Source organism: Methylorubrum sp. GM97, from assembly GCF_024347855.1.
Lineage (GTDB): Bacteria > Pseudomonadota > Alphaproteobacteria > Rhizobiales > Beijerinckiaceae > Methylobacterium > Methylobacterium extorquens.
Window position 1 is genome coordinate 2482072 of the sequence record NZ_AP025942.1, and the last position, 24566, is coordinate 2506637.

A 24566-nucleotide genomic window follows, 5' to 3' on the forward strand; every position below is an offset into this window, starting at 1 on the left:
CTATTCCGCGGCCGGTAGGCTCAGCGACAGCAGCCGCGCCGTGCGCGCCCGGCTGCCGGTGTTCGGGTCTGCGCTGGGCTCGAAGGCGCGGCGACCGTCGTCGAGGGCGCCGTTCACCGCGTCGATGGCGAGGATCAGCGCACTGATCATCCGCGAATCGATGCTGCGCTCGCGGGCCTGGCGCACCACGTCGGTGATCAGCGCGTCGGTCTCGCGGGTGAGCGTGTCGAGGGCCGCCGCCGATTGCGCCTCGCGGGCTTCGGCCAGGATGTCGAGCAGGCGGTCGAGGACGATGTCGATGCGCTCGCGCCGCTTGCGGGCGAGGCGCTGTCCGAGCCACGCGACGCCCGAGCCCAGCGTGCCGCCGAAGAAGGCGAACAGGTAGATCCAGTCCTCGTAGCGATCGAGGAAGGTCTGCTGCTCGCGCTCGAAATAATCTACCGCGCCGGGATGGTTGGGAAGCTGCGCACTCGTCGCTGTGACGGTGGTGTCGTAGTCCGGCGGCTTCATCTGATGCGCGATCGGGGCGGCGGCTGCGAGGCGCGAGCGCCACTCGAACAGGTGCTGCACCACGGAGGCGACGGCGACGCGGCTCACCGCGCCGCGGGCCATCAGCCGGTAGGATACGCCCACCGTCTCGACATCCTCTTCCGGGCGCTTCGGCCGTCCGCCGAAGGTGCCTGCCGACAGGGTGACGGCCTGGAGCGTCGGCACGCGCTGCACGATCGCCTTCCCGTCCGGCACGCTGACGAGAGTGACCTTGCGTTCCGGCGAGGCCGCCTCGACCGCCCGCAGCATCGCCTGCGCCGGCTTGGCGGTGGGCGAGGCGATAATCGCAACTGCATCGACCCGCTTGCCCTCCAGCGCCGCGGTGATCTCGGTGGCCTTGAGCGGCACGAGGCCGATGCGTCCCGCCGCGAGGGCGTCGCTGCCGAGCGCCTCGTCTTCCGGGGCCGCCTTGAAGTCGTAGAAATCGAGCAGGCTCGTCAGCACCGGCAGGTCGGCCTCGTGGCGGGTGACGACGCCGAGGCGCCGGGTCGAGAGATCCGAAAAACTCTCGATCCCGTTGGCTTCGGGGGCGGCGACGATCAGCGCCTCGTCGTGGAGGATGGCCAGCGTCAGGCCGTTATCCGGCAGCTTCACATCGGGCCGCACCACGGCGAGGTCGGCGCGGCCCTGCTCCAGGGCGGCGGCGCTGTCGCGCACGTCGTCGAAGGGCGCGACCTTCAGGCGCACGTCCTCGTGATTGCGGGTCAGTGCCCGCGCATAGGTTTCGATCAGCCCCGCTTCGACCCCGTCGCGCGGGCCGACCGCCACCGTGAGCAGCGTGGGACGTGATAGGGTGACGACGAGGCCGGCCACGGCCGCGAACCCGAGGGCCAGCAGCACGTAGAGCCATTCGCGCCTCATGAGCGTGGCCGCCATGCGGCGGCGGAGCCCTCGAAATCGCGTGCGATCCATCCAAGATTCATGAATCGAAAACCTGTCCGGATCGTGAAGAACGAATGATCGCGCGAACCGTTTCAAGCCGACGTGATGGCCCAACAGATGGGCGACATGATGGGCGACGTGAAGCAAGGCCCGAGCCGCCGGTCACCGCCGCGTGGCTGGAGCGGGTCACGACGCATTATCTCGACCGCTACGGCGCCTCGTCCGAGATGCTGCGCCGGGTGCTCGCCCGCCGCATCGAGCGCCGCTGCCGCTCCCGCGACGAGGATGCGAGCGCGCATGCCGGGCTGATCGAGGAAACGGTCGCCCGCGCGCAGAAGGCCGGGCTCGTCGATGACGCGCGCTTTGCCGCCGCCCGCCTGCGCGGCCTGAGGCGGCGCGGCACCTCGACCCGGCAGGCGCAGGCGCGGCTCGCCGCCAAGGGGATCGACCGGGAGACGATCGCGGCGACCCTTGCCGAGGAGGACGAGGCGGCCGGGACGCAAGAGGGCGAGGCCGATACCGAGGAGCGGGCGGCCTTTGCTTATGCCCGTCGCCGCCGCCTCGGCCCCTATCGCCGGCCGGAAACCCGCGAGGCCAACCGCGAGCGCGATCTTGCCGCCATGGCGCGGGCCGGTTTCTCCTACGCGCTCGCCAAGGCCGTGCTCGCCAGCGAGGCAGGCGAGGATGAGACATCCATCAACCAACAGTGAGGGCTGCCCCTCGACATGACCGTCCACCGCTCCACGTCGAAGGCCACGCGGATCGCTTCCGCTTGAAGACGACGAGGACGACAGCATGACCGACCGCCACGCGAGCGCCCACTGGGAAGGCGACGGCAAGACCGGCAAGGGCAAGATCACGACGCAATCCGGCGTGCTCTCGGACAATCCCTACGGTTTCAACACCCGCTTCGAGAACGAGCCCGGCACCAATCCGGAAGAGCTGATCGCCGCCGCGCATGCGAGCTGCTTCACCATGGCGCTCGCCTTCCAGCTCCAGTCCGCCGGCCTCAAGGCGACCTCGCTGGACACCAAGGCGGTCGTCACGCTCGTGCAGGACGGCGACGGCTTCAAGGTCACGAAGTCGGCCCTCACCCTCAAGGCGGTGATCCCCGGCATCGATCAGGCGAAGTTCGATGAACTCGCCGGCAATGCCGAGAAGGGCTGCCCGATCTCGAAGCTCCTCAACGCCGAGATCACCCTCGACAAGACGCTGAGCCCGAGCTGAGCCGCCCCGGCCCTCCCGTCGCGCTGCGCGGCGGGAGGGCGCTTTTCCGGTGCGCAGGCTAACGCGCCGCATTGATCCCGGCGCGCGTGCGTTCATCTTCCGTTCGATGGACGAGAAGCTCGCGCGCAAGCTGCGCATCCTTGCGGATGCCGCCAAATACGACGCCTCCTGCGCGTCCTCCGGTGCGCCCAAGCGCAAGGCCGGCGCGGACGGGCTCGGCTCGACCACGGGCGCCGGCATCTGCCACGCCTACACGCCGGACGGGCGCTGCGTCTCGCTGCTCAAGATCCTGCTGACCAACTATTGCCTGTTCGACTGCGCCTATTGCGTGAACCGGCGCTCCTCGAACGTCGCCCGCGCGCGCTTCTCGGTCGAGGAGGTCGTGACGCTGACGATCGAGTTCTACAAGCGCAACTACATCGAGGGGCTGTTCCTCTCCTCGGGCATCATCCGCTCGCCGGACTACACGATGGAGATGCTGACCCGCGTCGCCAAGAAGCTTCGGCGCGAGCACGGTTTTCGCGGCTACATCCACCTGAAGTCGATCCCCGAGGCGAGCCCCTGGCTGATCGAGGAGGCGGGGCTCTACGCCGACCGGCTCTCGATCAACCTCGAACTGCCGACGGAGGCGAGCCTGAACCGCCTCGCGCCGGAGAAGGACGGCGCGGCGATCGAGAGCGCGATGGGCCAGATCGGCGAGCGCATCGTCCAGGCCAAGGAGGAGCGCCGCCGCTTCTCGCCGGCCGGGCAATCGACGCAGGTGATCGTCGGGGCTGATGCCACCACCGACGAGGCGATGATCCGTAAATCCGCTTTGCTCTACGGCACCTACGGCCTCAAGCGCGTCTACTACTCGGCCTTCAGCCCGATCCCCGACGCCTCCGCGGCCCTGCCGCCGCAGGCGCCGCCATTGCGACGCGAGCACCGGCTGTATCAGGCCGATTGGCTGATCCGGTATTACGAGTTCTCCCCCGACGACGTGGCCGGGGCTTCCGAGGACGGCATGCTCGCCCTCGACATCGACCCCAAGCTCGCATGGGCGCTCAAGAACCGTCACTGTTTTCCCGTCGATGTGAACCGCGCCGACCGCGAGATGCTGCTGCGGGTGCCGGGGCTCGGGGCGCGGGCGGTCGATGCCATCATCAAGGCGCGCCGCCATGGCCGCCTGCGCCTCGACGATGTGGCCCGCCTGAGTTCGGGGCTGAAGCGGGCGCGGCCCTTCCTCATCGCCGAGGACTTCCGGCCGACGACGCTGACCGACCGGCTCGATCTGCGGGCCAAGCTCGCGGAGCCGGCCGAGCAGTTGAGTCTGTTCTGATGGGCGAGCCGTTAGAAAACCCCTCCCCCGCAGAGGGGGGAGGGCGTTTTGGCGGCGGCATCCATGTCATCAGCCTCGCCCCCGGCGCAGATCTTTCGGGGTTTCGCACCGCGGCGCGCCGCCTGATCGCGGCCGAGATCCCGCCGAAAAACATCGTCTGGCAGACCGAGGCTCCGAGCCTGTTCGGCGCCGAGTCCGGCTCCGTAGACGGCCCGCCGTTGCGGCTTCCCCGCGCGGTGACCGAGCTGATCCCGATGGTGGTGCCGCACCGCGATCCCGAGCGCTACGGCCTGCTCTACGCTCTGCTCTGGCGCGTCCTGCACGGTGAGCGGGCGCTGATGGATGTCCTGAGCGATCCGCTCGTCCACCGTCTCCACCGGATGCGCAAGGCGATCGGCCGCGACCTGCACAAGATGCACGCCTTCCTGCGCTTCCGCCGGGTGCCGGGGGAGGGGGCCGAGCGCTTCGTGGCGTGGTTCGAGCCCGACCACCACATCCTGGGGGCCGCGGCTCCCTTCTTCGTCGATCGCTTCCGCGGGCTGACATGGTCGATCCTGACGCCGGAAGGGTCGGCGCATTGGGACGGCACGCTCCACTTCGGTCCGCCCGGCCGCCGCGAGGATGTGCCGGAAGGGGACGGCTTCGAGGCCGGCTGGCGCGACTATTACGAGAGCACCTTCAATCCGGCCCGACTCAACCTCGATGCCATGCGCGCCGAGATGCCCCGCAAGTACTGGCGGAACATGCCGGAGACGGCGGCGATTCCTGCCCTCGTGCGGGCCGCGAGCGCCCGCGCGCAGGCGATGATCGAGAAGGAGCCGACGATGCCGGTCAAGCGTGACCCCGTCCGCGCCGTGGCGAAGATGGCCCAGGATGAGCCGGATTCGCTGGAAGCCCTCAACGCGATCATCGCTCGCTCCGAACCGCTGGTGCCCGGCGCCACACAAGCCGTGCTCGGCGAAGGGCCGGTCGGCGCGCGGATCGCCTTCGTCGGCGAGCAGCCGGGCGATCAGGAGGATCGCCAGGGCAAACCCTTCGTCGGGCCGGCGGGTCAGCTTCTCTCCCGCGCGCTGGAAGAGGCGGGGATCGACCGGGGGAGGCCTACCTCACGAATGCGGTCAAGCACTTCAAATTCACGCTGCGCGGCAAGCGCCGCATCCACGAGAAGCCGACCGCCGGCGAAGTGAGCCACTATCGCTGGTGGCTCGAGAAGGAACTGGACTTCGTCGCCCCCAAACTCGTCGTGGCGCTGGGGGCCACCGCGGTGCTGTCGCTGACGGGCAAGCAGATCCCGATCACCCGCGCCCGCGGCCCCGCCGAGTTCGGGCGGCCCTTCGCGGGCTTCATCACAGTCCACCCCTCCTACCTGTTGCGCCTGCCCGACGAGGCGGCGAAGGCGGCGGCCTATCAGGCCTTCGTCGATGACCTGCGGCGGGCCAATGCCCTCGCGGCCTGAGGCGAGCGCTTCTCCCAGAGCGCTTTCCGACGAAGTGGTCACCGGTTCGGCGCAAGAAAGCCCGCTGATACAAAGACCAAGAGACGCCGGCCTGAGGCAATCAGGCCGGATACGGCTCTAAGAGGCGCCGGGAAGCTGCAAAACGATCAATTGTAAGCAGCTCCAAACATCATCGATCAAGACCGAAACAAAACCCGCCATCCCGTGGATATGCAGGCAGCGTGCGCAAGCATTCGCGCGTGTCCGAAAATAATCCTTGGGAGAGATCCGATGAGAGCCCTCGTCTGGCACGGCACCCAGGACATCCGCTGCGACACCGTTCCCGATCCCGAGATCGAAGACGATCGCGACGCGATCATCAAGGTCACTGCCTGCGCGATCTGCGGCTCGGACCTCCATCTGTACGACCACGTCATCCCGGCAATGAAGAAGGGTGACATCCTCGGCCACGAATTCATGGGCGAGGTGGTCGAGACCGGCCGCGGCCTGAACGGCACGCTTAAGAAGGGTGAGCGGGTGGTGATCCCGTTCATCATCACCTGCGGCGAGTGCGACCAGTGCAAGCGCGGCTTCTTCTCGGTCTGCGAGCGCACGAACCGCAACCGGAGTCTGGCCGACAAGGCGTTCGGCCACGGCACCGCCGGCCTGTTCGGCTACTCGCACCTCACCGGCGGCTATGCCGGTGGGCAGGCCGAGTATGTCCGCGTGCCGTTCGCCGACCGTACGCATATCAAGGTGCCAGATTCGCTCACCGATGAGCAGGTGCTGTTCCTCGGAGACATCTTCCCCACCGGATGGCAAGCGGCGGTGCAGGCCGACATTCAGCCGACCGATACGGTTGCGATCTGGGGCGCCGGTCCGGTCGGACAGATGGCGATCCGCTCGGCGATCCTGCTCGGCGCCAAACAAGTGATCTGCATCGACAGCGTCCCCGAGCGCCTTGAGATGGCGCGCGCCGGCGGCGCGATCGTCATCGACAACACCCACGAGAGCCCGGTCGAGCGCTTGAACGAGCTGACCCACGGCAAGGGTCCGGAGAAGTGCATCGACGCGGTCGGCATGGAGGCGCATTCGCCCCGCGCCGTCGAGCAGGTCTACGACCGGGTGAAGCAGGCGATGATGCTGGAGAGCGATCGCGCCTCGGTTCTACGGGAGATGATCTATGTCTGCCGCCCCGCCGGCATTCTCTCGATCCCCGGCGTCTATGGCGGCCTCGTCGACAAGATGCCGATGGGCGCACTGATGAACAAAGGCCTGACCCTCCGCGCCGGCCAGACCCACGTGAACCGCTGGACCGACGACCTCGTGCGGCGGATCGAGGAGGGCCAGATCGATCCCTCCTTCGTCATCACCCACCGGGCCGGGCTGGAGCAGGGGCCCGAGCTGTACCGGACGTTCCGGGACAAGAAGGACAACTGCATCAAGGTCGTGCTGCGGCCCTGACGACAGATACGGTTTCCGCTTGATCAAAGCGGGAACCGTATCGGTCAGCCCGCGCGGCGCTTGAGCGAAGCCCAAATCCGCCATCCCGAAGGGATCAACCGGATTTGGTATGACCCGATTCAATCTCGAAAGCGGAGGTGTCATGGCCCGCGACAGCGACAGATCGAACGGCGGCGCGCTCGCTCGGATCGCGCCCGATTCTCGACGACGGCCCGATCCGGCGACGGAAGGGCTCGCCCAGGGACTCGGTTGGTTCTCTCTCGGTCTCGGCGCCGCCGAGATCGTCGGCGGTGCGGCGATCGCCCGCTGGCTCGGCAAGCCCGAGCTGACCCCCGTCATCCAAGCTTACGGCGTGCGCGAGATCGTCACCGGCGTCGGCATCCTCGGCACGCAGGATCCCACGCCCTGGATCTGGGGGCGGGTCGGGGGTGATGCCGTCGATATCGCCACGGTGCTGCCGGCCCTGGAGGAGAGCAACCCGAAACGGGGCAACGCGATGATCGCGCTCATGGCCCTGGCCGGCGTCACCGCCCTCGATGTGGTCTGCGCCCACAACCTGTCGGAGGCGCCGCTCCGTCCCTCGCGCCGGGTCCGCAGCGATTATGGCCGCCGCAGCGGCTTCCCGGAATCGCCGGAGGCGATGCGCGGCCGGGCCAGCGATTTCGAGCCGCCGCTCGACATCGTCGGGCCGCAGGCGATGCGGCCTTGGACGTCGGCCGAGGCGTAAGGCGCCGAGGCGGCGTACAAGCCGTCTCCGCGCCAAGGCTTTCTCCGCGCCAAGGCCTCCGCGCTAAGGCCGGTTCACGCGGCGAGGCGCTCGCGGTCCGCGCGGTAGCTGAGGATCAGGTGTTCCGGGATCATGCCGGCGGCCACCGCCACGGCGATCGCACGCGGGCGTGCGATGCGCTTGGGCGCGACCAAGATCTCGGGCAGGGGTTCGGCCGAGATTTCGGGCGACAGTTCCGGCAGCGGCTCCGGCGACAGTTCCGGAACGATCTCCGTCAGCGGCTCCGGCGAGGGCGCTGCGATCAGGGCCGGGGTCGGCGCCGAGGCGGCGGCACGGTCGGCCATGAACTGCGCGATGATCGCGTCGGCGAGGCCAGCGAGCACGATCTCGGCCGAATCCGGCACGATCGCCGCGTCCGGCCCGGCCGAGACCACGGTCGCGCCGATCCGGTCTTCCGGCCGTGGCGCCAGCGGCCACGCGGTCGAGGCGTCGGGCATGTTCGGCTCCAACGTGGCGGAGGCCGGGGACAGGACGAGGATTTCGGAGGGCGCGGTCGTGGCGACGACCTCCACCGGCGCCGGTGCGGTGAGCAGGATGGCGGCCTCGCCCGTTTCCCGCGCCTGCGCCTCGGCCTGTTCGTGCGACAGGATGCGGGCCTCGTCCCGGGCCGCCTCGGCCTCGAAGCGGGCGAGCAGCGCCATCAGGCCACGCGCCTCGGTGAAGGGCAGGGTATCGCAGGCGGTCAGCGCCGCCTCGATCATCGAACGGGCGAGACGCGGCCCGTCAATGCCGTTGCGGCCGTCATTGGAATCGCGCCACACGGTCAGCGCCGCGCGCACCGCCGGCAGCAGCAGATCGGGCAAGCCGGCGCGGCGGTGCAGGGCGGAAAAGCCCGCTCCCTGCGGCTCGCGCATCAGCCCGGCGACGCGGGCGCGGCTCAGTCCGCTCAACTCGGCCAGCGCCATCTCCGCGAAGGGCAGGCGCAGGGAGAGAACCGCCCGCAGCATCAGCCCGGCGGTGAGCTGTTCCTGCACCCGCAGATGCGCGACGAGCCGGGCGAGCCCCGCTTCCCCGGCCTCGTCGCTGAGCGCGAGGGCTGCGGCGTCGCGGGCCTCGCGGGCGGTGCGGGCGCCGCGCTCCGAGCTGATCCAGCCGGCATCCTGGCCGAAGCGCGAGAGCTGCTCGGCGATGAGGGTGACGATGGCGTGGCGGACCTCGATGGCGAGATCGGTGCGCGCGAGCAGGGCTTGGCGCAGGGCCGCGTCGTCGCCGTGCCGCTCGACCATCCGCAGCAGCGCGGCGGTGCCGATCGCGGCGAAGGGATTCTGTGCCAGGGCGATGAGCGAGGGAGCGCCGCCCACCTCCGCCAGCGCGGCGGCGACTGGCTTCGACAGGTCGAGCCGCCCGGCCACCGCGGTGCGGGTTTCCTCGCAGCCCATCGCGACGCAATCGACGAGGTCGGCATCCATCAGCACGGGCGAGCGCGCCAGCACGAGGCAGGCGATGTCCGGCTGGTCGGAGGCGAGCGCCACGATCAGCGGGCGCGGTGCCTGATCCGAATCGGCGCAGGCCTGCGCCAGCGCCCGGCGCACCGCCGCGGCGGGGTCGTCGAGCAGGGCGAGCAGGGTCGTCTTGGCTTCCCAGGCCGCTTCCGGGCCCAACGTGCCCTGGAGGTAGCTGCGCGTCAGCGCGCCCGCGGCCTCGGCGCGCCGCTCGGGGATGCGTTCTGGGTGAGGGTGAGGAACTGGCGGAGAATCATGAGCCGCTCCTGAGCCGGAAGGCGGAGGGATCGAACAGCGAGTTTTTCGCAGCGGTGGCGGGCGGCCGGTCCGTCGTCGGGCCGGCCATGAAGGTGGTGGTCGCTGCCGCCATCGCCGTCAGTCCGGCGGGCCGGCGCGGCGGAAGCGGCACGACGATGGCCTCCGAGGCGGCGGCGGTTTCCGCCACGGCGGTTCCCGTCGTCGTGATGTTGCTCGCGGTGGCGCTCGGCGCGGCCGTGCTCTCGGTCTCGTTCCAGGCGTCGGAGCGCGGGAAGTAGGTCGGGCCGGTGCGCTCCGCCGTGCTTGCGGCGGCGCGGTTCTGCCAGAGCTTGGCCACCCCTTCCGAGACCGCGCCCTGGCGCCGGTCGGTCTGGAACAGCGAGCGCAGACCGCCCTCCAACGAGGCGTAGGACGTCGGCGGGTTCGCGTCGGCCGCGGCGGTCGCGACCGGGGTCGCCACGCCGGTCGTGGTCTGGCTCAACAATCCGTAGAGTTCGGAGGCGCTGCGCGGGCGCCCGGCGCGGTCGTAGAACAGGCTGCGGTTGGCGGCGGCCGCCTCCGGCATGTCGAGGGCGGCGGGCCGGGACGGGTTCGTCTGCGCCGACGCGATCAAGGCGCTCGCGCCCTTCGCCCCGAGGACATGGGCCGCGTAGAGGTCGCCCGCATTCGGCTCACGCCCGAGCGCCGCGCTCAGCGCCTCGCCGTTGCGCTGCGTCAGCGCGCCCGCCATCGCCGCCGAGACCTTGGGATCGCGGCGCAGGTCGAGGATCGCCTGCCGCGCCGCCGGATCCGCCACGCTGTAGCGGCCATCCGCGCTCGAGGAGATCGCGTCGGCGTAGGAGGAGAGGCCGAGCTTGGGCCCGGCATTCTTCATGACGCCGAGCCAGGTCTGCTCGATGAACTGGAACAGGCCGGTCGCGGTGGAGGTGCTCGCCTTGGCCGAGGGGTTGAGGCTCGATTCGCGCTGGGCCGTGGCGAGCAGATAGTCGAAGCCGACGCCGCTCGTCTGCGCCCCTTCGCGGATCGCATCGACGACCTCGCCGCTCGCCGCGGCCGCCCGCGCCGGGGCGGCGGTCTCGCGGGTGGCGACGGGAGAATTGTTGAACAGGAACATGACGTGTCCCGCCGGGACCGTCATTCGGCCCCGCGAGACCCGACTTTCCTGCACATATGGTAAAGGAAGCTTGAATGAGGCCGTTTCCCAACCTGTCGCGTCACAAGAAAGCGTAGGTTTTCCGCCCGCTTGGGCAGAAAGGCGCCGTTCTGAATCTGCCCCGATCCATCGAAGGCCGCATGCGCCCCGCCTCGCCCCGATCCGAGCCTGACGCGCTGCGCCGCGCCGTCGTCATCGTGGACGCGGCATCGGCCGATGCGGCTCTGGCGGCGGGCGCCGATGCGCTGGTGTTCGAGGCCGCGCTTCCTTCCGAGCTCGTGGCGGATCTGCGGGCGCGCCGGCCCGATCTGACGCTCTACGCGGCGCTCGACGGTCCCGATGATTCCGGCCTCGATGCACTCATGGCGCAGAGGCCGGACGGCGTGCTGCTGCGCGATGCGCGCTCCGGCCGGGACGTGGCCGCCCTCGGGGGCCGGCTCGCCGTCTGCGAGGCGCAGGTCGGCCTGCCCGACGGCGCGACCGCGATCCTCGCCATGATCGGCCATCCCCTCGGCGTGCTCGACGCTCGCAGCTTTGCCGGAGCGAGCCCGCGGCTGACCGGCCTCGGCCTCGGCCTCGATGGGATGGCGCTTGCGGTCGTCCTGCGAGAAACGGGCGCGCTCGCCCAGTCCCGCAGCCTCGTCCGCCTCGCTGCGGCGGCGGCCGGGGTGGCCGCCTTCGACATGGTGACAGAGGGCGAGGATTGCTCACCCGAGCGGCTTGCGGCGGTGCAGCAAAACGGCTTCGAGTGGGTCGTGGTGCGGGCCCCGGCGAGCGTCGCGGTCCGGCCGCGCGACGGCGCCGGGTGAGGCATCCCTCGGGCGCAAGCGGGACAGGAGAGGTTGCCATGTTCACCGTCTACGGCGACCGCAAGTCGGGCAATTGCCTGAAGGTGGCCTGGGTCGCAGCGCATCTCGGGATCGACCTCGACTGGCGCGAGCTCGACATCCTGAAGGGTGAGACGCGCACCGCCGACTTCCTCGCCCTCAACCCGGACGGGCGCGTGCCGACCCTCGTGCTGGAGGACGGGCGCAGCCTCGCCGAGTCGAACGCGATCATCGGCTATCTCGCTCGAGAGTCCGCGCTGATCCCGGCGGATGCCTTCGCGCAGGCGAAGATGCGGCAATGGCTGTTCTGGGAGCAATACAGCCACGAGCCGTACATCGCCGTGCGCCGCTTTCAGCTTCTCTATCTCGGCCGATCGGAGGCCGAACTGGAACCGAAGCTGTTCGAGCGGGGCCACGCCGCGCTCGCGCTGATGGAGGGCGCCCTGGCGGAGCGGCCCTTCCTCGTCGGCTCCGCCCTGAGCCTCGCCGACGTGGCGCTCGTGGCCTACACCCGCCTCGCCCACGAAGGCGGCTTCGACCTCACGCCCTATCCGGCCTTGCGGGCCTGGATCGCCCGCGTCGAGGCCGGGCTCGGGATCGGCGCGGCGGGCCGATCCGGCGTGACGTCGTAACCGGAGCCGGCGTGCAAACGTGAAGCTGACCCAGATCGTCGCCGTGACCGCTGCGCTCCTGGCCGGGCCTGTGACGGCGTGGGCTTCGGATCACGCGGCCCACCGCATCGTCGGCGATGAACGGGAGATCGTTAGGCGCTACGAAACCTCGGGTCGAAACGGCAGCAGTTCATCGAATTCGCGGGGCAGCGACGTCCTTCTCGAACGGGTGGTCGCCGTCAGGGACGACGGCGTGGAGCTGGAATATGATCTTCCGAAGAACACGTCCGCGCCGGACAGAGCGCGCCAGTGGCAGTTTCCGGCCCGCCTGTTCAAGCCGTCGAGCGGGCCTGCAAAGCTGGTCAATGCTGACGAGATCGACGCGCGCATCGACGCGTGGATCAAGGCGGCCGGGCTGACGCGGGCGTCATGCGGGGGCTGGCTGTTCACGTGGACCATGTTCAAGATCGAGTGCGATCCGCAATCCATCATCGCGACGGTCGAGGGGATCGACCTGCGATCCCTGAGGGCCGGCGAGGGCGAACCCTACCGGGATATCGAATCGCGGGTGTCCGGGACGTTGACGCGGACGCAGGCCGGTCCACGCGGCGAGACCTACACCGCCCTTCTCCCGATCGATCCCGACGCGGTCCGCCGAACACGCGCCGAAGGGGATGTTGCTGTCGCGCAGATCATGGATAAGACGTTGACCCTGGATGACGCGCTTCGCAGGCGGGCGCGGGACACCATCTCGGGTACGATCGCGATCACGCTCGAGACGGATGCGGCTGGGACGGTCTGGCGTCGAACGAGGGTCACGATACTGGAAGCCGTCGGTTCGGACGGGACGCCGGAAAGCTCGACCCATACGGAGATCGTGACGCATCGGGCGGCCTCGGAGCAGCGGCCGTGAAGGACCGCTTCCGATCCTCGCGGCTCTGGACCCGATCAGGCCGATAGACCCGGCACGCCCTCGGCCGCCCTTGGGCAGCCGCAGCTCGAACCGGTTTTCGGACTCGGTGGTCAGCGCATGTTCGTAACCAAAGCAACGGCGCTTGGCTTCGGATTAAAACCGTTCCATTTCGCGAGGGCGGCCCCTGTCCCCTGTCGCGACATGCCCCGAGAGGAATGAATGGTGGTCTCACGATACGGACGTGCCCTGGCTGCGGGTGTCGCGTTGGCTCTCCTCGGCGGCCTTCCGGCCCGAGCGCAGGACAGCTCGACGGCCGAGCAGACGATCGACGTTATGAACACCCTGTTCGGCAAGCATCCCGGAAAGCGTGCCAACCACGCCAAGGGCGTGGTTGCCGAGGGCAGCTTCACCCCCTCCGCCGATGCGGCGAAGATCAGCAAGGCGTCCCTGTTCGCGGGGCCGGCCGTGCCGGTGACGATCCGCTTCTCGGATGCGACCGGTGTGCCGACGATCGCGGACGGCGCCGCCAACGCCAATCCTCACGGCATGTCGCTCAAGTTCAAGCTCGGCGACGGCTCGGATATGGACGTCGTCCTGAACTCGCTCGCATATTTCCCTGTCGCCACCGGCGAGGAATTCCGCGACCTGCTGAAGGCGGTGTCCGAGAGCGGGCCGGACGCGAAGAAGCCGACCGCACTGGAGCGCTTCGTCGCCACGCACCCGGCCGCCGCCACGGCGGGTTCCACGGCCAAGACCCCGTCGAGCTTCGCCCGGCAGACCTATAACGGCGTCAACGCCTTCGTTTTCGTCGATAAGGACGGCAAGCGGCAGCCGTTCCGGTTCCGGGTCGTCCCGGTTCAGGGCGAGGAGATTCTGTCCGCCGAGGAGGCGGCCAAACGGGAGCCGAACTACCTCGTGGACGAAATCGGCCCGCGCGTCGCCAAGGAGCCGGCGAAGTTCCGGGTGCTGGCGCAGCTCGCTGAGGCGGGCGATCCCACCAACGACGCCACGAAGCCGTGGCCCGAGAGCCGGAAGACTCTCGACCTCGGCACGCTGACGGTCACCAAGGTCGTGCCGGACAGCGCCGAGGCCGAGAAGGCGCTGCTGTTCATGCCAAACGCGCTCACCGACGGCATCGACGTGTCGGACGATCCGCTCATCGATGCGCGTGTTCAGGCCTACGCGGTGTCGTTCGGCCGGCGCGCGCAATAGGCGATTGGTGTGGCCGGGATCGCTCCGCCTAACGGGCGGTCCCGGCGGCCGGAGCCGCGGATCCGGCGGGGCGCGGCGTATCCGAAGCGCCGGTGCGGGCTCCATCCTTCGTGGCGCCCGAGCCGGTCAGTCCACCCGCACCAACGCTGCCCGTGGAGGGGGCGGCCTCATTCCGGTCTTTTGCCGGGGACGGGGAAGCGGCCCGTTTGTCCTCGGCCGCCGCAACGCTGCCGGCGAGACCGGTGAGAAGCGTAGCACCGAGGAGAATTCCGCGTCCAGACAGTCCCATCATGCATTCGCTCCCGCGTGCGGCAGGTCGTGCTGCCGTCCTGCGTGACCAACCGCAGGCGCTCGGCCGTGTTCCGGGGCGCCGGTTGCTGCGTTCCGCAGACCAAGCAGCGATCACGCCGATCGGGGCCTCACCCCACGCCCTCAGCCGGCCTTCGGCCGCCGCAGCTCGAACCGGTTCTCGGACTCGGTGGTGAAGTAGTCGAAATAGCCGCCGCGCAGGATCGGGCGCATGGCGCCAGTATCGACCCGGCCGTCCTTCACGAAGCGGTCGTCCACGTAGATCGAGACCACCTGCCCGATCACCATGAAATTCGCCGGCTCACCGCCGCCGAGCGGCACCAGCGGCACGGTCTGAAGCCACTTGCACTCGATCGCCGCGGGCGATTCCGCGACGCGGGGCGGGCGCACGCGGCGCGACGGCGCGGGGGTCAACCCGGCAAAGCCGAACTCGCTCTCGCCCCGTGCCAGCGGCGCCGAGGTGGCGTTGACCGCCTCGCGCAGATCGAAGGTGGCAAGGCTGCACACGAACTCGCCGCCCTCTTCCGCGAACGTCATCGCGTCCTTGCGGCCCGAGGAGGAGAACATCACCATGTCCGGCTCGCCGCCCACCGCGTTGAAGAATGAGTAAGGCGCGAGGTTCACCCGCCCCGCCCGGTCCATGGCGCTGATCCAGCCGATCGGGCGCGGGGCGACGATGGCCTTCAGCGGGTTGTGCGGCAGGCTGGGCGTCTCGGCCTCGTAATGCATGGGGTCAGCCTCAAAGCCGCGTGACGATCTGGGCGAGGTCCGGCCGCAGCCGGTCGGAGGGCACCTCACGGGCGCGTCCGATATGGATGAAGCCGGCGATGCGCTCGGCCGGGTCGAGGCCGAGGGCATCGAGCACCCGGCGGTCATAGGCGAACCACTCGGTGAGCCAGGCGGTGGCGTAGCCCGCCGCGTTGGCGGCGACCACGAGGTTCATGCAGACGGCGCCGGCCGACAGCACCTGCTCCCATTCCGGAATTTTGACGTGCGGCCCGGCGCGAGAGACGACACCCACCACCGTCGGCGCGTGGGCGAGGCGCTGCCGCTCCTGCGCGCGCCGCTTCTCGTCGGCTTGGGGGAAGTCGGCGAGGAAGGTCTGCTCGATGATCGCGCCGACGCGCTCGCGCGCCGCGCCCTCGATGACGAGGAAGCGCCAGGGGCTGAGCTTGCCGTGATCGGGCACCCGCGCCGCGATCGCGAGCCAGCCGTCGAGCTCCTCCGCCGTGGGGCCGGGCCCGTCGAGCAGGATCGGCGGCACCGAGCGGCGGGTGCGCAGCAGATCGAGGGTGCTGGCTGGCGCGGCGTCTCGAATCTCGGTCATGGACAATCCGCGTGCAGGGGCTGAAGGATGGGTGATACTCACTTGCCGACCGCCATGCCGCCGCCACGGTCGGGTTTCAAGAGCGCGCGGGTGCATCGAGGGCGCAACGAGGGCCAAGATGGCCCCGGACGGCGCGGGCAGAAGGATCGAGGGACGATGGGACGCGGGTCCGCAGGCTGCAGAATCGTCGCCTCGGTCGTCGCCTTGGTCGGTGCCTTGGCCGCTCTCCCCGCGATCCCGCCCGCGGCCGCGCAAGCGCCGACGCCGTTCGGGCCGGGCCTGCCCTCGCCGGGCGTCACCGGGCCGGTGTTGCCGCCGCCCGCGGCGGAGGGCGAGGCGGACCTCTCGCTCTCGGCGGTCTTCGTCGGCGCGAACGGGCCGATCCGCTCCGGCCTGACCTGGCGCGTCTACGGCGAGAACGGGGACGGCACCCGCCCGGCCATCGTCGCCCGGTCGAACGATCCTGCCCCGACCTTCAAGCTCGCAGCCGGCGCCTACGTCGCCACCGTCACCTACGGCTATGCCAGCGCCTCGAAGCGGATCACCATGGCGGGCACCGCCAACACGGATCAGCTCCGCGTCGCCGCGGGTGCGCTCAAGCTGTCGGGGGCGGTCGGCGACCAGAAGATTCCGGGCAACCAGCTCGGCTTCTCGGTCTACGTGCCGATCGGGACGAATTCGGAAGGGCGCCTCGTACGCAGCGGCATCAAGGCTGGCGAGATCGTGCGGCTGCCCGAGGGCACCTATCACGTCGTGTCGAGCTACGGCGATTCGAACGCGATCCAGCGCGCCGACCTCCGGGTCGAGAACGGCAAGGTCACCGACGCGACCATGAACCACCGCGCCGCAACCGTGACCCTGAAGCTCGTGGCCGCCCCCGGCTCCGAGGCCTTCGCCGGCACCGCCTTCAGCGTGCTGACGCCGGGCGGCGACACGATCCGCGAGGCGATCGGCGCCTTCCCATCCGTCACGCTGGCGGAGGGCGACTACGTGCTGATCGCCCGCCACGACGGCCAAGTCTTCACCCGCGAGTTCAAGGTGGAGAGCGGCATGGACCGCGACATCGAAGTGGTGGCCAAAGGAAGCTGAGCCCGATGCGCCTGCGCAAGACCGCCCTCGCGGCCCTTCTGATCCTGTCCGGCGCAAGTGCCGCGGGCTCTCAGACCGTCGTGGACGGTTCGGAGGCCGGTGTCGGGGCGGAGGCGACGCGGACCGCGCTGAGCCTGATCGAGCGGCAGATGCGCGACCCCGAGGCGAAGGTCGCCGGCCTGCGGATCGGCCGGGCCGGGGCCTTGTGCGGCACGGTCGATCTGCGCAACCGCATGGGCGCCTATACCGGGTCCCGGCCGTTCGTGGCGGACCTGTCCGAACCCTTCCTCGGGCGTCTGCCCGAGGGTCCGGAGCTGCGCAGCCCGGGCTCCGTGGGGGCGTTCCGGGCCATGGAGCGGGCGAAGGCGCTGTTCGAGGCGAACTGCACCGCCGGCTGATCGCCTGTTCGGCGAATGGGGTCAGCCGGTTGGTGGATCAGATTCGCTTCTCCGGCCAATCCCCTCATCCTGAGGTGCCGGAGCGAAGCGGAGGCCTCGAAGGAGGGCTCCAGAAGACGCTGCGATTCCTGGAGCCCTCCTTCGAGGCCGCTCCGCGGCACCTCAGGATGAGGTAAGTCCTGGGAAAACCAGTCGAATAGAATCTCAAGCGAACGGCACGATCAGCGGCAGCGCGAGCAGGGCGCCGGCGGCCAGGACGATGGCATCGCGCAGGCGCCGGCCGATCCAGGCGCGGGCGTCGGGATGCTGTGCGTGGGTGTCTTCGAAAAACGTCATGGTCTGTCTCCTGTCGGTTCGATGGCCCCGATATGACGGCGCCGCCGCTTTCCCGACAGGGACGGTTGCGGTACGATTTCAACGAACTGTCCGGGACGAGCACCGATACAGTTCGGAGGGACAGCCATGACGGTGACGGTCGCGGAACCGGTCCTCTCGCGGGTCGAGACGGTGATGCGGGCCATCGAGGCGCGGATCGAGGGCCGGGCGCTCGGCCCCGGCGCGCGGTTGCCCTCGGTGCGGGGCCTCGCCGACAGCATGCAGGTCTCGAAATCGACCGTGGTCGAGGCCTATGACCGGCTGGCCGCGCGCGGCGCCATCGTCTCGCGGCCGGGCTCGGGCTTCTTCGTCTCCGCCCGCCCGGAGCCGCTCTGCCTCACCGCGATCGGGCCGCGGCTCGACCGGGCGGTCGATCCGATCTGGATCACCCGGCAATCACTCGAGGCGCGGCCGGATTCCCTGAGGCCCGGCTGCGGCTGGCTCCCGCCGGACTGGTTGCCGGAGGCGGAGCTGCGCCGGGCGCTGCGCCAAGTCGCCCGCCAGAGCGCGGCGGTGATGTTCTACGACACGCCGCAGGGCCACGCGCCCTTGCGCCAGCATCTCGCGCTGCGGCTGACCGAGCGCGGCATCCGCGCCCATCCCGATCAGCTCGTGCTGACCGATTCGGTCACCCACGCGCTCGACCTGATCATCCGCTTCCTCGCCGAGCCCGGCGATACGGTGCTGCTCGACGATCCCTGTTACTTCTCGTTCCAGGCGCTCGCCCGTGCCCACCGCCTCAACATGGTCGGCGTGCCGTTCGGGCCGGACGGGCCGGATCTCGCCGCGTTCGAAGGGGCGCTGATCGAGCACAGGCCGCGCTTCTACATCACCAATTCCGGCCTTCAGAACCCGACGGGCGCGACCCTGAGCCCGGTCGCCGTCCATCGCATCCTGCGGCTCGCCGAGATGCACGGCACGCTCATCGTCGAGGACGACGCCTATGCCGATTTCGAGGCGGAGCCGGGCCCCCGGCTCGCCGGCTTCGACGGGCTCGACCGGGTGATCCATGTCGGCGGCTTCTCGAAGACGATCTCGACCGGCGCCCGCGTCGGCGCGATCGCGATCCGCGGCGACTGGGTCGAGCGCCTCGTCGATCTCAAGCTCGCGGTCTCGCTCAGCGACAACCACCTCACCGCGGCCACCGTCCACCGCTTCCTCGCCGAGGGCAGCTACCGCCACCACGTCGATGCCATGCGCACCCGGCTGGCGGAGGCCCGCGGCACGGTGGTGCGGCGGCTGGCGGAGGTCGGCGTCACCGTGCCCTTCGTGCCGACAGGGGGCATGTTCCTGTGGGCGCGCCTGCCGGACGGCCTCGACGCGGCCGAAATCTCCCGCCGGGCTCTCGCCCGCGGCGTGGTGCTGGCGCCGGGCAACGTGTTCTCGCTGAGCCAGGGCGCCGCCGGCGCCATGCGCTTCAACGTGGCGCAATGCGCCGACCCGCGGGTGTTTTCCGAACTCGCGCGGGCGATGGAGGGGTGAGGCGCGTCTGCGCCCCACCGCTCGTTCGTCTTACGGCGCCGGAAGCTCGACGTGCTGGCCGTCGAGCACCGCGTCGGTGCTTGGGAGGCTCTCGGACGCGGCATCCGCCCGGCGGCGATCCGGGGAGGTCGCCTCCTCGATGAAGGCGGCGAGCGCCGCATCGAGCGTCATCGTGGTGGTCTTCTGGCTTCCCATGCGGCGCACCGAGACCGTGCGCTCCTCCGCCTCGCGGCGGCCGAGCGCCAGCAGCACCGGCACCTTGGCCAACGAGTGCTCGCGGACCTTGTAGTTGATCTTCTCGTTGCGCAGGTCGGCTTCGACCCGGAGGCCGGCGCGCTCCAGAACGCGGACGACCTCGCGGGCGTAAGGGTCGGCGTCGCTGGTGATCGTGGCCACCACCACCTGCACCGGCGCGAGCCAGAGCGGGAAGTGCCCGGCGAAATGCTCGATCAGGATGCCGGTGAACCGCTCCATCGAACCGCAGATGGCGCGGTGGATCATCACCGGCGGCTTCTTCTGGCTGTCGGCGTCGATGTAGCTCGCATCGAACCGCTCCGGCAGGTTGAAGTCCACCTGCGTCGTGCCGCACTGCCAGTCGCGGCCGATGGCGTCGCGCAGCACGTACTCGAATTTCGGCCCGTAGAACGCGCCTTCGCCGGGATTGACCGCGGTCTTGATCCGGCCCCCCGACTGCTCCTCGATCTGGGCCAGCACCTGAGTCATCACCGCTTCGGCGTGGTCCCACAGGGCGTCGGAGCCGACGCGCTTCTCGGGCCGCGTCGAGAGCTTCACCAGGATCTGGTCGAAGCCGAAATCGGCGTAGGTCGAGAGGATCAGGTCGTTGATCTTCAGGCACTCGGCGGCGAGCTGGTCCTCGGTGCAGAAGATATGCGCGTCGTCCTGGGTGAAGCCGCGCACCCGCATCAGGCCGTGCATCGCACCGGACGGCTCGTAGCGGTGGACGACGCCGAACTCGGCCATGCGCAGGGGCAGGTCGCGGTAGGATTTCAGCCCGTGCTTGAAGATCTGCACGTGGCCGGGGCAGTTCATTGGCTTCAAGGCGAACCAGCGCTTGTCCTCGGCCTCCTCGCCGGCGGATTGGGCCGCGAACATGTTCTCGCGGTACCAGCCCCAGTGGCCGGAGGTCTCCCACAGCGACTTGTCGAGGATCTGCGGCGCGTTCACCTCGGCGTAGTCGCCCTTCAGGCGGCGGCGCATATAGGCGATCAACTCCTGGAAGATCGTCCAACCCTTGGCGTGCCAGAACACGACGCCCGGCCCCTCTTCCTGGAAGTGGAAGAGGTCCATCTCCTTGCCGAGCCGCCGGTGATCGCGGCGCTCGGCCTCCTCCAGACGGTGCAGGTAGGCGTCGAGATCGGCTTGGGAGGCCCAGGCGGTGCCGTAGATGCGCGTCAGCATCGGATTGTTGGAATCACCCCGCCAATAGGCGCCCGCGACCTTCATCAGCTTGAAGGCCGCGCCGACCTTGCCGGTCGAGGTCATGTGCGGGCCGCGGCAGAGGTCGAACCACTCGCCCTGGCGGTAGATCTTCAGATCCTCGCCCGGCGGAATCGCATCGACCAGCTCGACCTTGTAGCTTTCGCCCTTCTCGGCGAAGAGCGCTTTCACGTCGTCGCGCTTCCAGACTTCCTTGGTGAAGGGCGCGTCGCGCGAAATGATCTCGCGCATCTTCGCCTCGATCTTCGGGAGGTCCTCCGGCGTGAACGGCTCGTCCTTGGCGAAGTCGTAGTAGAAGCCGTTCTCGATGACGGGGCCGATCGTCACCTGCGTGCCGGGCCAGAGCGCCTGCACCGCTTCCGCCAGCACGTGCGCGCAGTCGTGGCGGATCAGTTCGAGCGCCCGCGCGTCATCGCGAAAAATGAACTCGATCGCGGCGTCGCGCGCGATCGTGTCGTCGAGGTCGCAGACGGTGCCGTCGAGCGCCATGGCGACCGTGCGCTTGGCGAGCGACTTGGCGATGCCCTCCACCACGGTCCGACCGGTCACCGCGGCGTCGTACGCGCGGGTGTTGCCGTCGGGGAAGGTCAGGATGGGCATGATGGGACCGTGTTTTTCGTCGATGACGCCCCGGGGAGGGGACGGCGGGTTTTCGGAAGGCGGGCGAGTGAAGTCAATGCTGATTGACCACGCCGAGGGAGGCAGTCGCTCTCGCAGCCGATTTGAAAGGGGGCCTGGCACGCTCCCCGCTCCTCATGCTGAGGCGCCGAGCGTCAGCTCGGCCTCGAAGCACGCCGGAACGGTCGCTCTCGTAGCATCGGTTGGCCTGGAGAAGCGTCGCGGCGTGCTTCGAGGCTGCTGCCGCAGCACCTCTGCATGAGGACTGTTGCGGACGCCAAAACAGGTTGATCGAACCGGCTGAGTCCTAAAGATCGTCCGGCCCCCAGCCGAGGCGCGCAGCGATCGCTCTGGCCTCGGTGTCATCGAGGAACAGCACCAGCCCCGCTCCGCCATCGGCGGCGACCCGGAACCGGCGTGTCTCAGCCGCCGGCCGGCACGCATCGAGCCGTTCGAGCAGGCTCCAGTCGAAGTTCTTGTCGGCCGGGAAGGTGAGGGGCGGGATCGGCGGCTGCGTCTCGAACGCGACGCGGAAGCCGTGCCCGTAGGGCCCGAGTTCCGGCACGCGGGAGACGGTGACGCCGCGGCCGGTCCAGGCCCCGGCGAGATCGATCAGCCGGGCGAACAGCGCGCGATAGGTCTCCTCGTCGGCGCCGTCATAGCAGTGATCGTCAAAGATCGCCGCGTTGGCGAATTCGTCCTCGATCGCGTCGGCGAGGGCGCGATAGCTCCACAGGATGGCGATCGACAGCGCCTCCGAGCTGCGCTCGGTCAGCGGCAGGGTCTGGTTGCCGTCGCCAACGGCGAATTCGGGATGTTCCGCCATCGTTCGCGCGACGGCGCGCCGGTCCATCCCTTCGTAATGGGGCCCAAGCCGAAGGCCGGCCGCGATCAAGCCGTTCAGGGCCACCTCGACGGCGTCGATCTCCGCCTCGCTGCGCCGTTGCGGCGGCTGCGGTTTCGGCTCCCAGGCCGGCACGGGCGGCGGCGGTTCCGGTTCCCAGGCCGGCACGGGGTGCGGGCGCTCCTGCCCGAACAAGCGGCGGAGCCAACCGATCATCCGGCGCCCCAGAGCCATGCGGCTCCGCGCACGCCGGAGGCGTCGCCGTGCCGGCTCGCCCGCATCGGCGTGTCGAAGCGGTCGGAGAAGACGTGCGGCGCGATTGTCCCGGGCAAGGCGGCGACGAGGCCCTCGACCCGCGAGAGGCCGCCGCCGAGCACGATCACGTCGGGGTCGAGGATGTTGACCACCTGGGCGATGCTGCGGCCGAGGCGGTCGCGATAGCGGGTCATCGCCGCGGCGGCCTCCGCATCCCCGGCCTGCGCCCGAGCGACGATCGCCTCGCCGGTCAGAGTCTGGCCCGTACACCGGAAAAAGTCCGCCGCGAGGCCGGGACCGGAGAGCCAGGTCTCGATGCAGCCGTGGCGGCCGCAATAGCAGGCGGGACCGGGGCGCTCGTCGTCGCGGGGCTGGGGGAGCGGGTTGTGACCCCATTCCCCGGCGATGGCGTTGCGGCCCGTCAGCGCCTGTCCCCGAACCGCGATGCCCGAACCGACGCCGGTGCCGAGGATGATCGCCCAGACGAGGGTCTCGCCCGCGCCGGCTCCGTCCACCGCCTCCGAGACGGCGAGGCAGTTGGCGTCGTTCTCGACCTGCACCGGGCGGCCAAGCCGGGCGGCGAGATCCCCTGCGAACGGGCGACCGTTCAGCCAGACCGAGTTGGCGTTCTTGATCAGGCCGGTGGCGCGGGAGACCGCGCCGGGCATGCCGACGCCGACGCTCGCCTCCGTCACGCCGGACTGTTGCGCGCCGGCCTGCCGCTCCAAAGCGGCGACGACACCGGCGATGGCGTCGAGGGTGCCGGCATAGTCGCCCCGCGGGGTCGGCACGCGGGTCTCGGCGCGCGTCGTCCCGTCGGTGTCGAGCGCGATCCCGGCGATCTTGGTGCCGCCGAGATCGATCCCGATCCGCAATCGGTCGGAGGCCAAAGCGGACTTACTGCGCCGCCACGACCTTCGGAGCGGTGGCAGGCTCATCCTCGCCGGGGCCTTCCGGCGCCTCGTCGGAGATCTCGGTGCCGATCGCGACCGGATGCGCCATCACCTCGGCGAGCTTCTTCCGGTCGAGCTCGCCCTCCCAGCGGGAGACGACGATGGTGGCGACACCGTTGCCGATGAGGTTGGTGAGCGCACGGCATTCCGACATGAATTTGTCGACACCGAGCACCAGCGTCATCGCCGCCACCGGCACCGGCGCGCCGGGGATGGCGGCCAGCGTCGCGGCCAGCGTGATGAAGCCCGCGCCGGTCACGCCCGAGGCGCCCTTCGAGGTCAGCATCGCGACGAGGAAGATCGTCGCGTACTGCCCGACCGAGAGGTCGGCACCCACCGCCTGCGCCAGGAACAGCGTGGTGAGCGTCATGTAGATGTTGGTGCCGTCGAGGTTGAACGAGTAGCCCGTCGGGATCACGAGGCCGACGACCGAGTCCGAGGCGCCGAGGCGCTTCATCTTTGTCATCATGTGCGGCAGCACGGTCTCGGAGGAGGAGGTGCCGAGCACGATCAGCAGCTCATCCTTGATGTAGGCGAGGAACTTGATGATCGAGAAGCCGGCGAAGGCCGCGATGCCGCCGAGCACGACGAAGATGAACAGCAGCGAGGTGGTGTAGAAGGTGCCCACCAGCCAAGCGAGGTCGATGACCTTGCCGATGCCGTACTGGCCCACCGTGAAGGCCATGGCGCCGAAGGCGCCGATGGGCGCGAGCTTCACGATGAGGCCGATGATGCGGAAGAACACCTGACCCGCGGCGTCGATGCCGTGGGTGATGCTCTCGCCCTTCTTGCCCATGCCGGTGAGCACGACGCCGGTCAGCACCGAGATCAGCAGCACCTGCAGCAGGTCGCCCGTGGCGAAGGCGTCGAAGAAGCTTTTGGGAATGATGCCGAGGAGGTGGGCGACCGTCGAATCAGCCGCCGCCTTGCTGGCGTAGCCCTCGACCGCTTTGGCATCGAGCTTCGACACGTCGGCGCCGAAGCCCGCGCCCGGCTGAACCACCTCGCCGACGATGATGCCGATGAGGAGCGCGAGGGAAGAGACCACCTCGAAGTAGATCAGGGCCTTGAGGCCGACGCGGCCGACCTTCTTCAGGTCGCCGATCGAGGCGATGCCGTGGACGATGGTACAGAAGATGATCGGCGCGATCAGCATCTTGATCAGCGCGATGAAGCCGTCGCCGAGCCATTTGAGCGACTTGCCCCATTCCGGCTGGAGCCAGCCGAGCAGCACGCCGAGCACGATGGCGATCAGCACCTGGATGTAGAGCACCCGGTACCAGGGAGTGTGCGCGCCGGATGTACCGGGGGCGCCCGCATCATGCGTTGCGGAATGGGCCATGTTTCCTCACCGATACCGTGTTGCGCGGCCACGCCCGG

Annotated in this window: 21 protein-coding genes and 3 pseudogenes; 14 read left to right on the forward strand and 10 right to left on the reverse strand. The window is 69.6% G+C overall.

Features of this window, described 5'->3' with window-relative positions; genetic code table 11:
* Positions 1-1410 carry a TAXI family TRAP transporter solute-binding subunit gene (locus MSPGM_RS11625; protein WP_003606181.1) on the reverse strand — a complete coding sequence of 470 codons (1410 nt, stop codon included), beginning with the start codon at positions 1408-1410 and terminating at the stop codon, positions 1-3.
* Between the two features lie 95 nt (positions 1411-1505).
* On the opposite strand from MSPGM_RS11625, the gene MSPGM_RS11630 reads away from it, so the two are divergent.
* The 7 genes and pseudogenes from MSPGM_RS11630 to MSPGM_RS11660 all read left to right on the forward strand — a co-directional run bounded on the left by MSPGM_RS11630 (position 1506) and on the right by MSPGM_RS11660 (position 7602).
* Entirely contained in the window at positions 1506-2141 is a 636-nt protein-coding gene (locus tag MSPGM_RS11630; protein WP_244426925.1) for a RecX family transcriptional regulator, read from the forward strand.
* A gap of 85 nt (positions 2142-2226) precedes the next feature.
* Positions 2227-2658, forward strand: coding sequence for an OsmC family protein (locus MSPGM_RS11635; protein ID WP_003599130.1), 432 nt, complete (start codon positions 2227-2229; stop codon positions 2656-2658).
* A 106-nt stretch (positions 2659-2764) separates the two neighbouring features.
* Positions 2765-3976 carry a putative DNA modification/repair radical SAM protein gene (locus MSPGM_RS11640; RefSeq protein ID WP_012253744.1) on the forward strand — a complete coding sequence of 404 codons (1212 nt, stop codon included), beginning with the start codon at positions 2765-2767 and terminating at the stop codon, positions 3974-3976.
* Positions 3976-4671, forward strand: a pseudogene (locus tag MSPGM_RS11645) (TIGR03915 family putative DNA repair protein); the annotation flags it as partial. The gene MSPGM_RS11640 and the pseudogene MSPGM_RS11645, both read left to right, overlap by 1 nt.
* Before the next feature lie 321 nt (positions 4672-4992).
* Positions 4993-5432, forward strand: a pseudogene (locus MSPGM_RS11650) (uracil-DNA glycosylase family protein); the annotation flags it as partial.
* Positions 5433-5702: 270 nt separating this feature from the next.
* Entirely contained in the window at positions 5703-6875 is a 1173-nt protein-coding gene (locus tag MSPGM_RS11655; RefSeq protein ID WP_003599133.1) for a zinc-dependent alcohol dehydrogenase, read from the forward strand.
* A 142-nt stretch (positions 6876-7017) separates the two neighbouring features.
* Positions 7018-7602 carry a hypothetical protein gene (locus MSPGM_RS11660; protein WP_003599134.1) on the forward strand — a complete coding sequence of 195 codons (585 nt, stop codon included), beginning with the start codon at positions 7018-7020 and terminating at the stop codon, positions 7600-7602.
* Positions 7603-7676: 74 nt separating this feature from the next.
* Here MSPGM_RS11660 and MSPGM_RS11665 read toward each other — a convergent pair.
* Positions 7677-9361, reverse strand: a pseudogene (locus MSPGM_RS11665) (DUF2336 domain-containing protein).
* Entirely contained in the window at positions 9358-10476 is a 1119-nt protein-coding gene (locus tag MSPGM_RS11670; protein ID WP_003599136.1) for a transglycosylase SLT domain-containing protein, read from the reverse strand. Before MSPGM_RS11670 ends, MSPGM_RS11665 begins: the two are co-directional and overlap by 4 nt.
* Before the next feature lie 179 nt (positions 10477-10655).
* Here MSPGM_RS11670 and MSPGM_RS11675 point away from each other — a divergent pair, with 179 nt between their 5' ends.
* The 4 genes from MSPGM_RS11675 (at position 10656) to MSPGM_RS11690 (ending at position 14078) form a co-directional block, all read left to right on the forward strand.
* A complete protein-coding gene (locus MSPGM_RS11675) occupies positions 10656-11324 on the forward strand; it encodes an aldolase (protein ID WP_003599139.1) in 669 nt (222 codons plus the stop codon).
* Between the two features lie 38 nt (positions 11325-11362).
* The gene (locus tag MSPGM_RS11680; RefSeq protein ID WP_003599141.1) at positions 11363-11974 is read left to right on the forward strand and encodes a glutathione S-transferase family protein; all 612 of its coding nucleotides are present in this window, start codon (positions 11363-11365) and stop codon (positions 11972-11974) included.
* Between the two features lie 19 nt (positions 11975-11993).
* On the forward strand, positions 11994-12866 hold the full coding sequence (locus tag MSPGM_RS11685) for a hypothetical protein (protein ID WP_003599143.1): 873 nt from the start codon (positions 11994-11996) through the stop codon (positions 12864-12866).
* A gap of 219 nt (positions 12867-13085) precedes the next feature.
* Positions 13086-14078 carry a catalase family peroxidase gene (locus MSPGM_RS11690; RefSeq protein WP_003599145.1) on the forward strand — a complete coding sequence of 331 codons (993 nt, stop codon included), beginning with the start codon at positions 13086-13088 and terminating at the stop codon, positions 14076-14078.
* A 432-nt stretch (positions 14079-14510) separates the two neighbouring features.
* Here the strand turns inward: MSPGM_RS11690 and MSPGM_RS11695 are convergent, their stop codons facing one another.
* Together MSPGM_RS11695 and MSPGM_RS11700 are read right to left on the reverse strand one after the other, a co-directional pair.
* Complete coding sequence (locus tag MSPGM_RS11695) at positions 14511-15116, reverse strand: flavin reductase family protein (protein ID WP_003599148.1); 606 nt, start codon at positions 15114-15116, stop codon at positions 14511-14513.
* Positions 15117-15126: 10 nt separating this feature from the next.
* The gene (locus tag MSPGM_RS11700) at positions 15127-15714 is read right to left on the reverse strand and encodes a nitroreductase (protein WP_003599149.1); all 588 of its coding nucleotides are present in this window, start codon (positions 15712-15714) and stop codon (positions 15127-15129) included.
* Between the two features lie 156 nt (positions 15715-15870).
* Between MSPGM_RS11700 and MSPGM_RS11705 the strand changes: the two genes are divergently transcribed.
* Together MSPGM_RS11705 and MSPGM_RS11710 are read left to right on the forward strand one after the other, a co-directional pair.
* Entirely contained in the window at positions 15871-16803 is a 933-nt protein-coding gene (locus MSPGM_RS11705) for a hypothetical protein (protein WP_003599150.1), read from the forward strand.
* Positions 16804-16808: 5 nt separating this feature from the next.
* A complete protein-coding gene (locus MSPGM_RS11710) occupies positions 16809-17201 on the forward strand; it encodes a hypothetical protein (protein ID WP_003599151.1) in 393 nt (130 codons plus the stop codon).
* A gap of 204 nt (positions 17202-17405) precedes the next feature.
* On the opposite strand, the gene MSPGM_RS11715 is transcribed toward MSPGM_RS11710, so the two are convergent.
* Complete coding sequence (locus MSPGM_RS11715; protein WP_003599152.1) at positions 17406-17537, reverse strand: hypothetical protein; 132 nt, start codon at positions 17535-17537, stop codon at positions 17406-17408.
* A gap of 126 nt (positions 17538-17663) precedes the next feature.
* Here MSPGM_RS11715 and MSPGM_RS11720 point away from each other — a divergent pair, with 126 nt between their 5' ends.
* Complete coding sequence (locus tag MSPGM_RS11720; protein ID WP_003599153.1) at positions 17664-19058, forward strand: PLP-dependent aminotransferase family protein; 1395 nt, start codon at positions 17664-17666, stop codon at positions 19056-19058.
* Positions 19059-19088: 30 nt separating this feature from the next.
* On the opposite strand, the gene thrS is transcribed toward MSPGM_RS11720, so the two are convergent.
* From thrS to MSPGM_RS11740, 4 genes are all read right to left on the reverse strand, one after another.
* Positions 19089-21116: a threonine--tRNA ligase gene (gene thrS / locus MSPGM_RS11725; protein ID WP_261926379.1), complete on the reverse strand. Its 2028-nt coding sequence runs from the start codon at positions 21114-21116 to the stop codon at positions 19089-19091.
* 325 nt (positions 21117-21441) lie between these two features.
* Entirely contained in the window at positions 21442-22212 is a 771-nt protein-coding gene (locus MSPGM_RS11730; protein ID WP_003599155.1) for a hypothetical protein, read from the reverse strand.
* Positions 22191-23123 carry an ROK family protein gene (locus tag MSPGM_RS11735; RefSeq protein WP_080577049.1) on the reverse strand — a complete coding sequence of 311 codons (933 nt, stop codon included), beginning with the start codon at positions 23121-23123 and terminating at the stop codon, positions 22191-22193. The genes MSPGM_RS11730 and MSPGM_RS11735 overlap by 22 nt, the downstream gene beginning before the upstream one ends.
* A 7-nt stretch (positions 23124-23130) precedes the next feature.
* Entirely contained in the window at positions 23131-24528 is a 1398-nt protein-coding gene (locus MSPGM_RS11740) for a dicarboxylate/amino acid:cation symporter (protein WP_003599157.1), read from the reverse strand.
* Positions 24529-24566 lie beyond the last annotated feature (38 nt).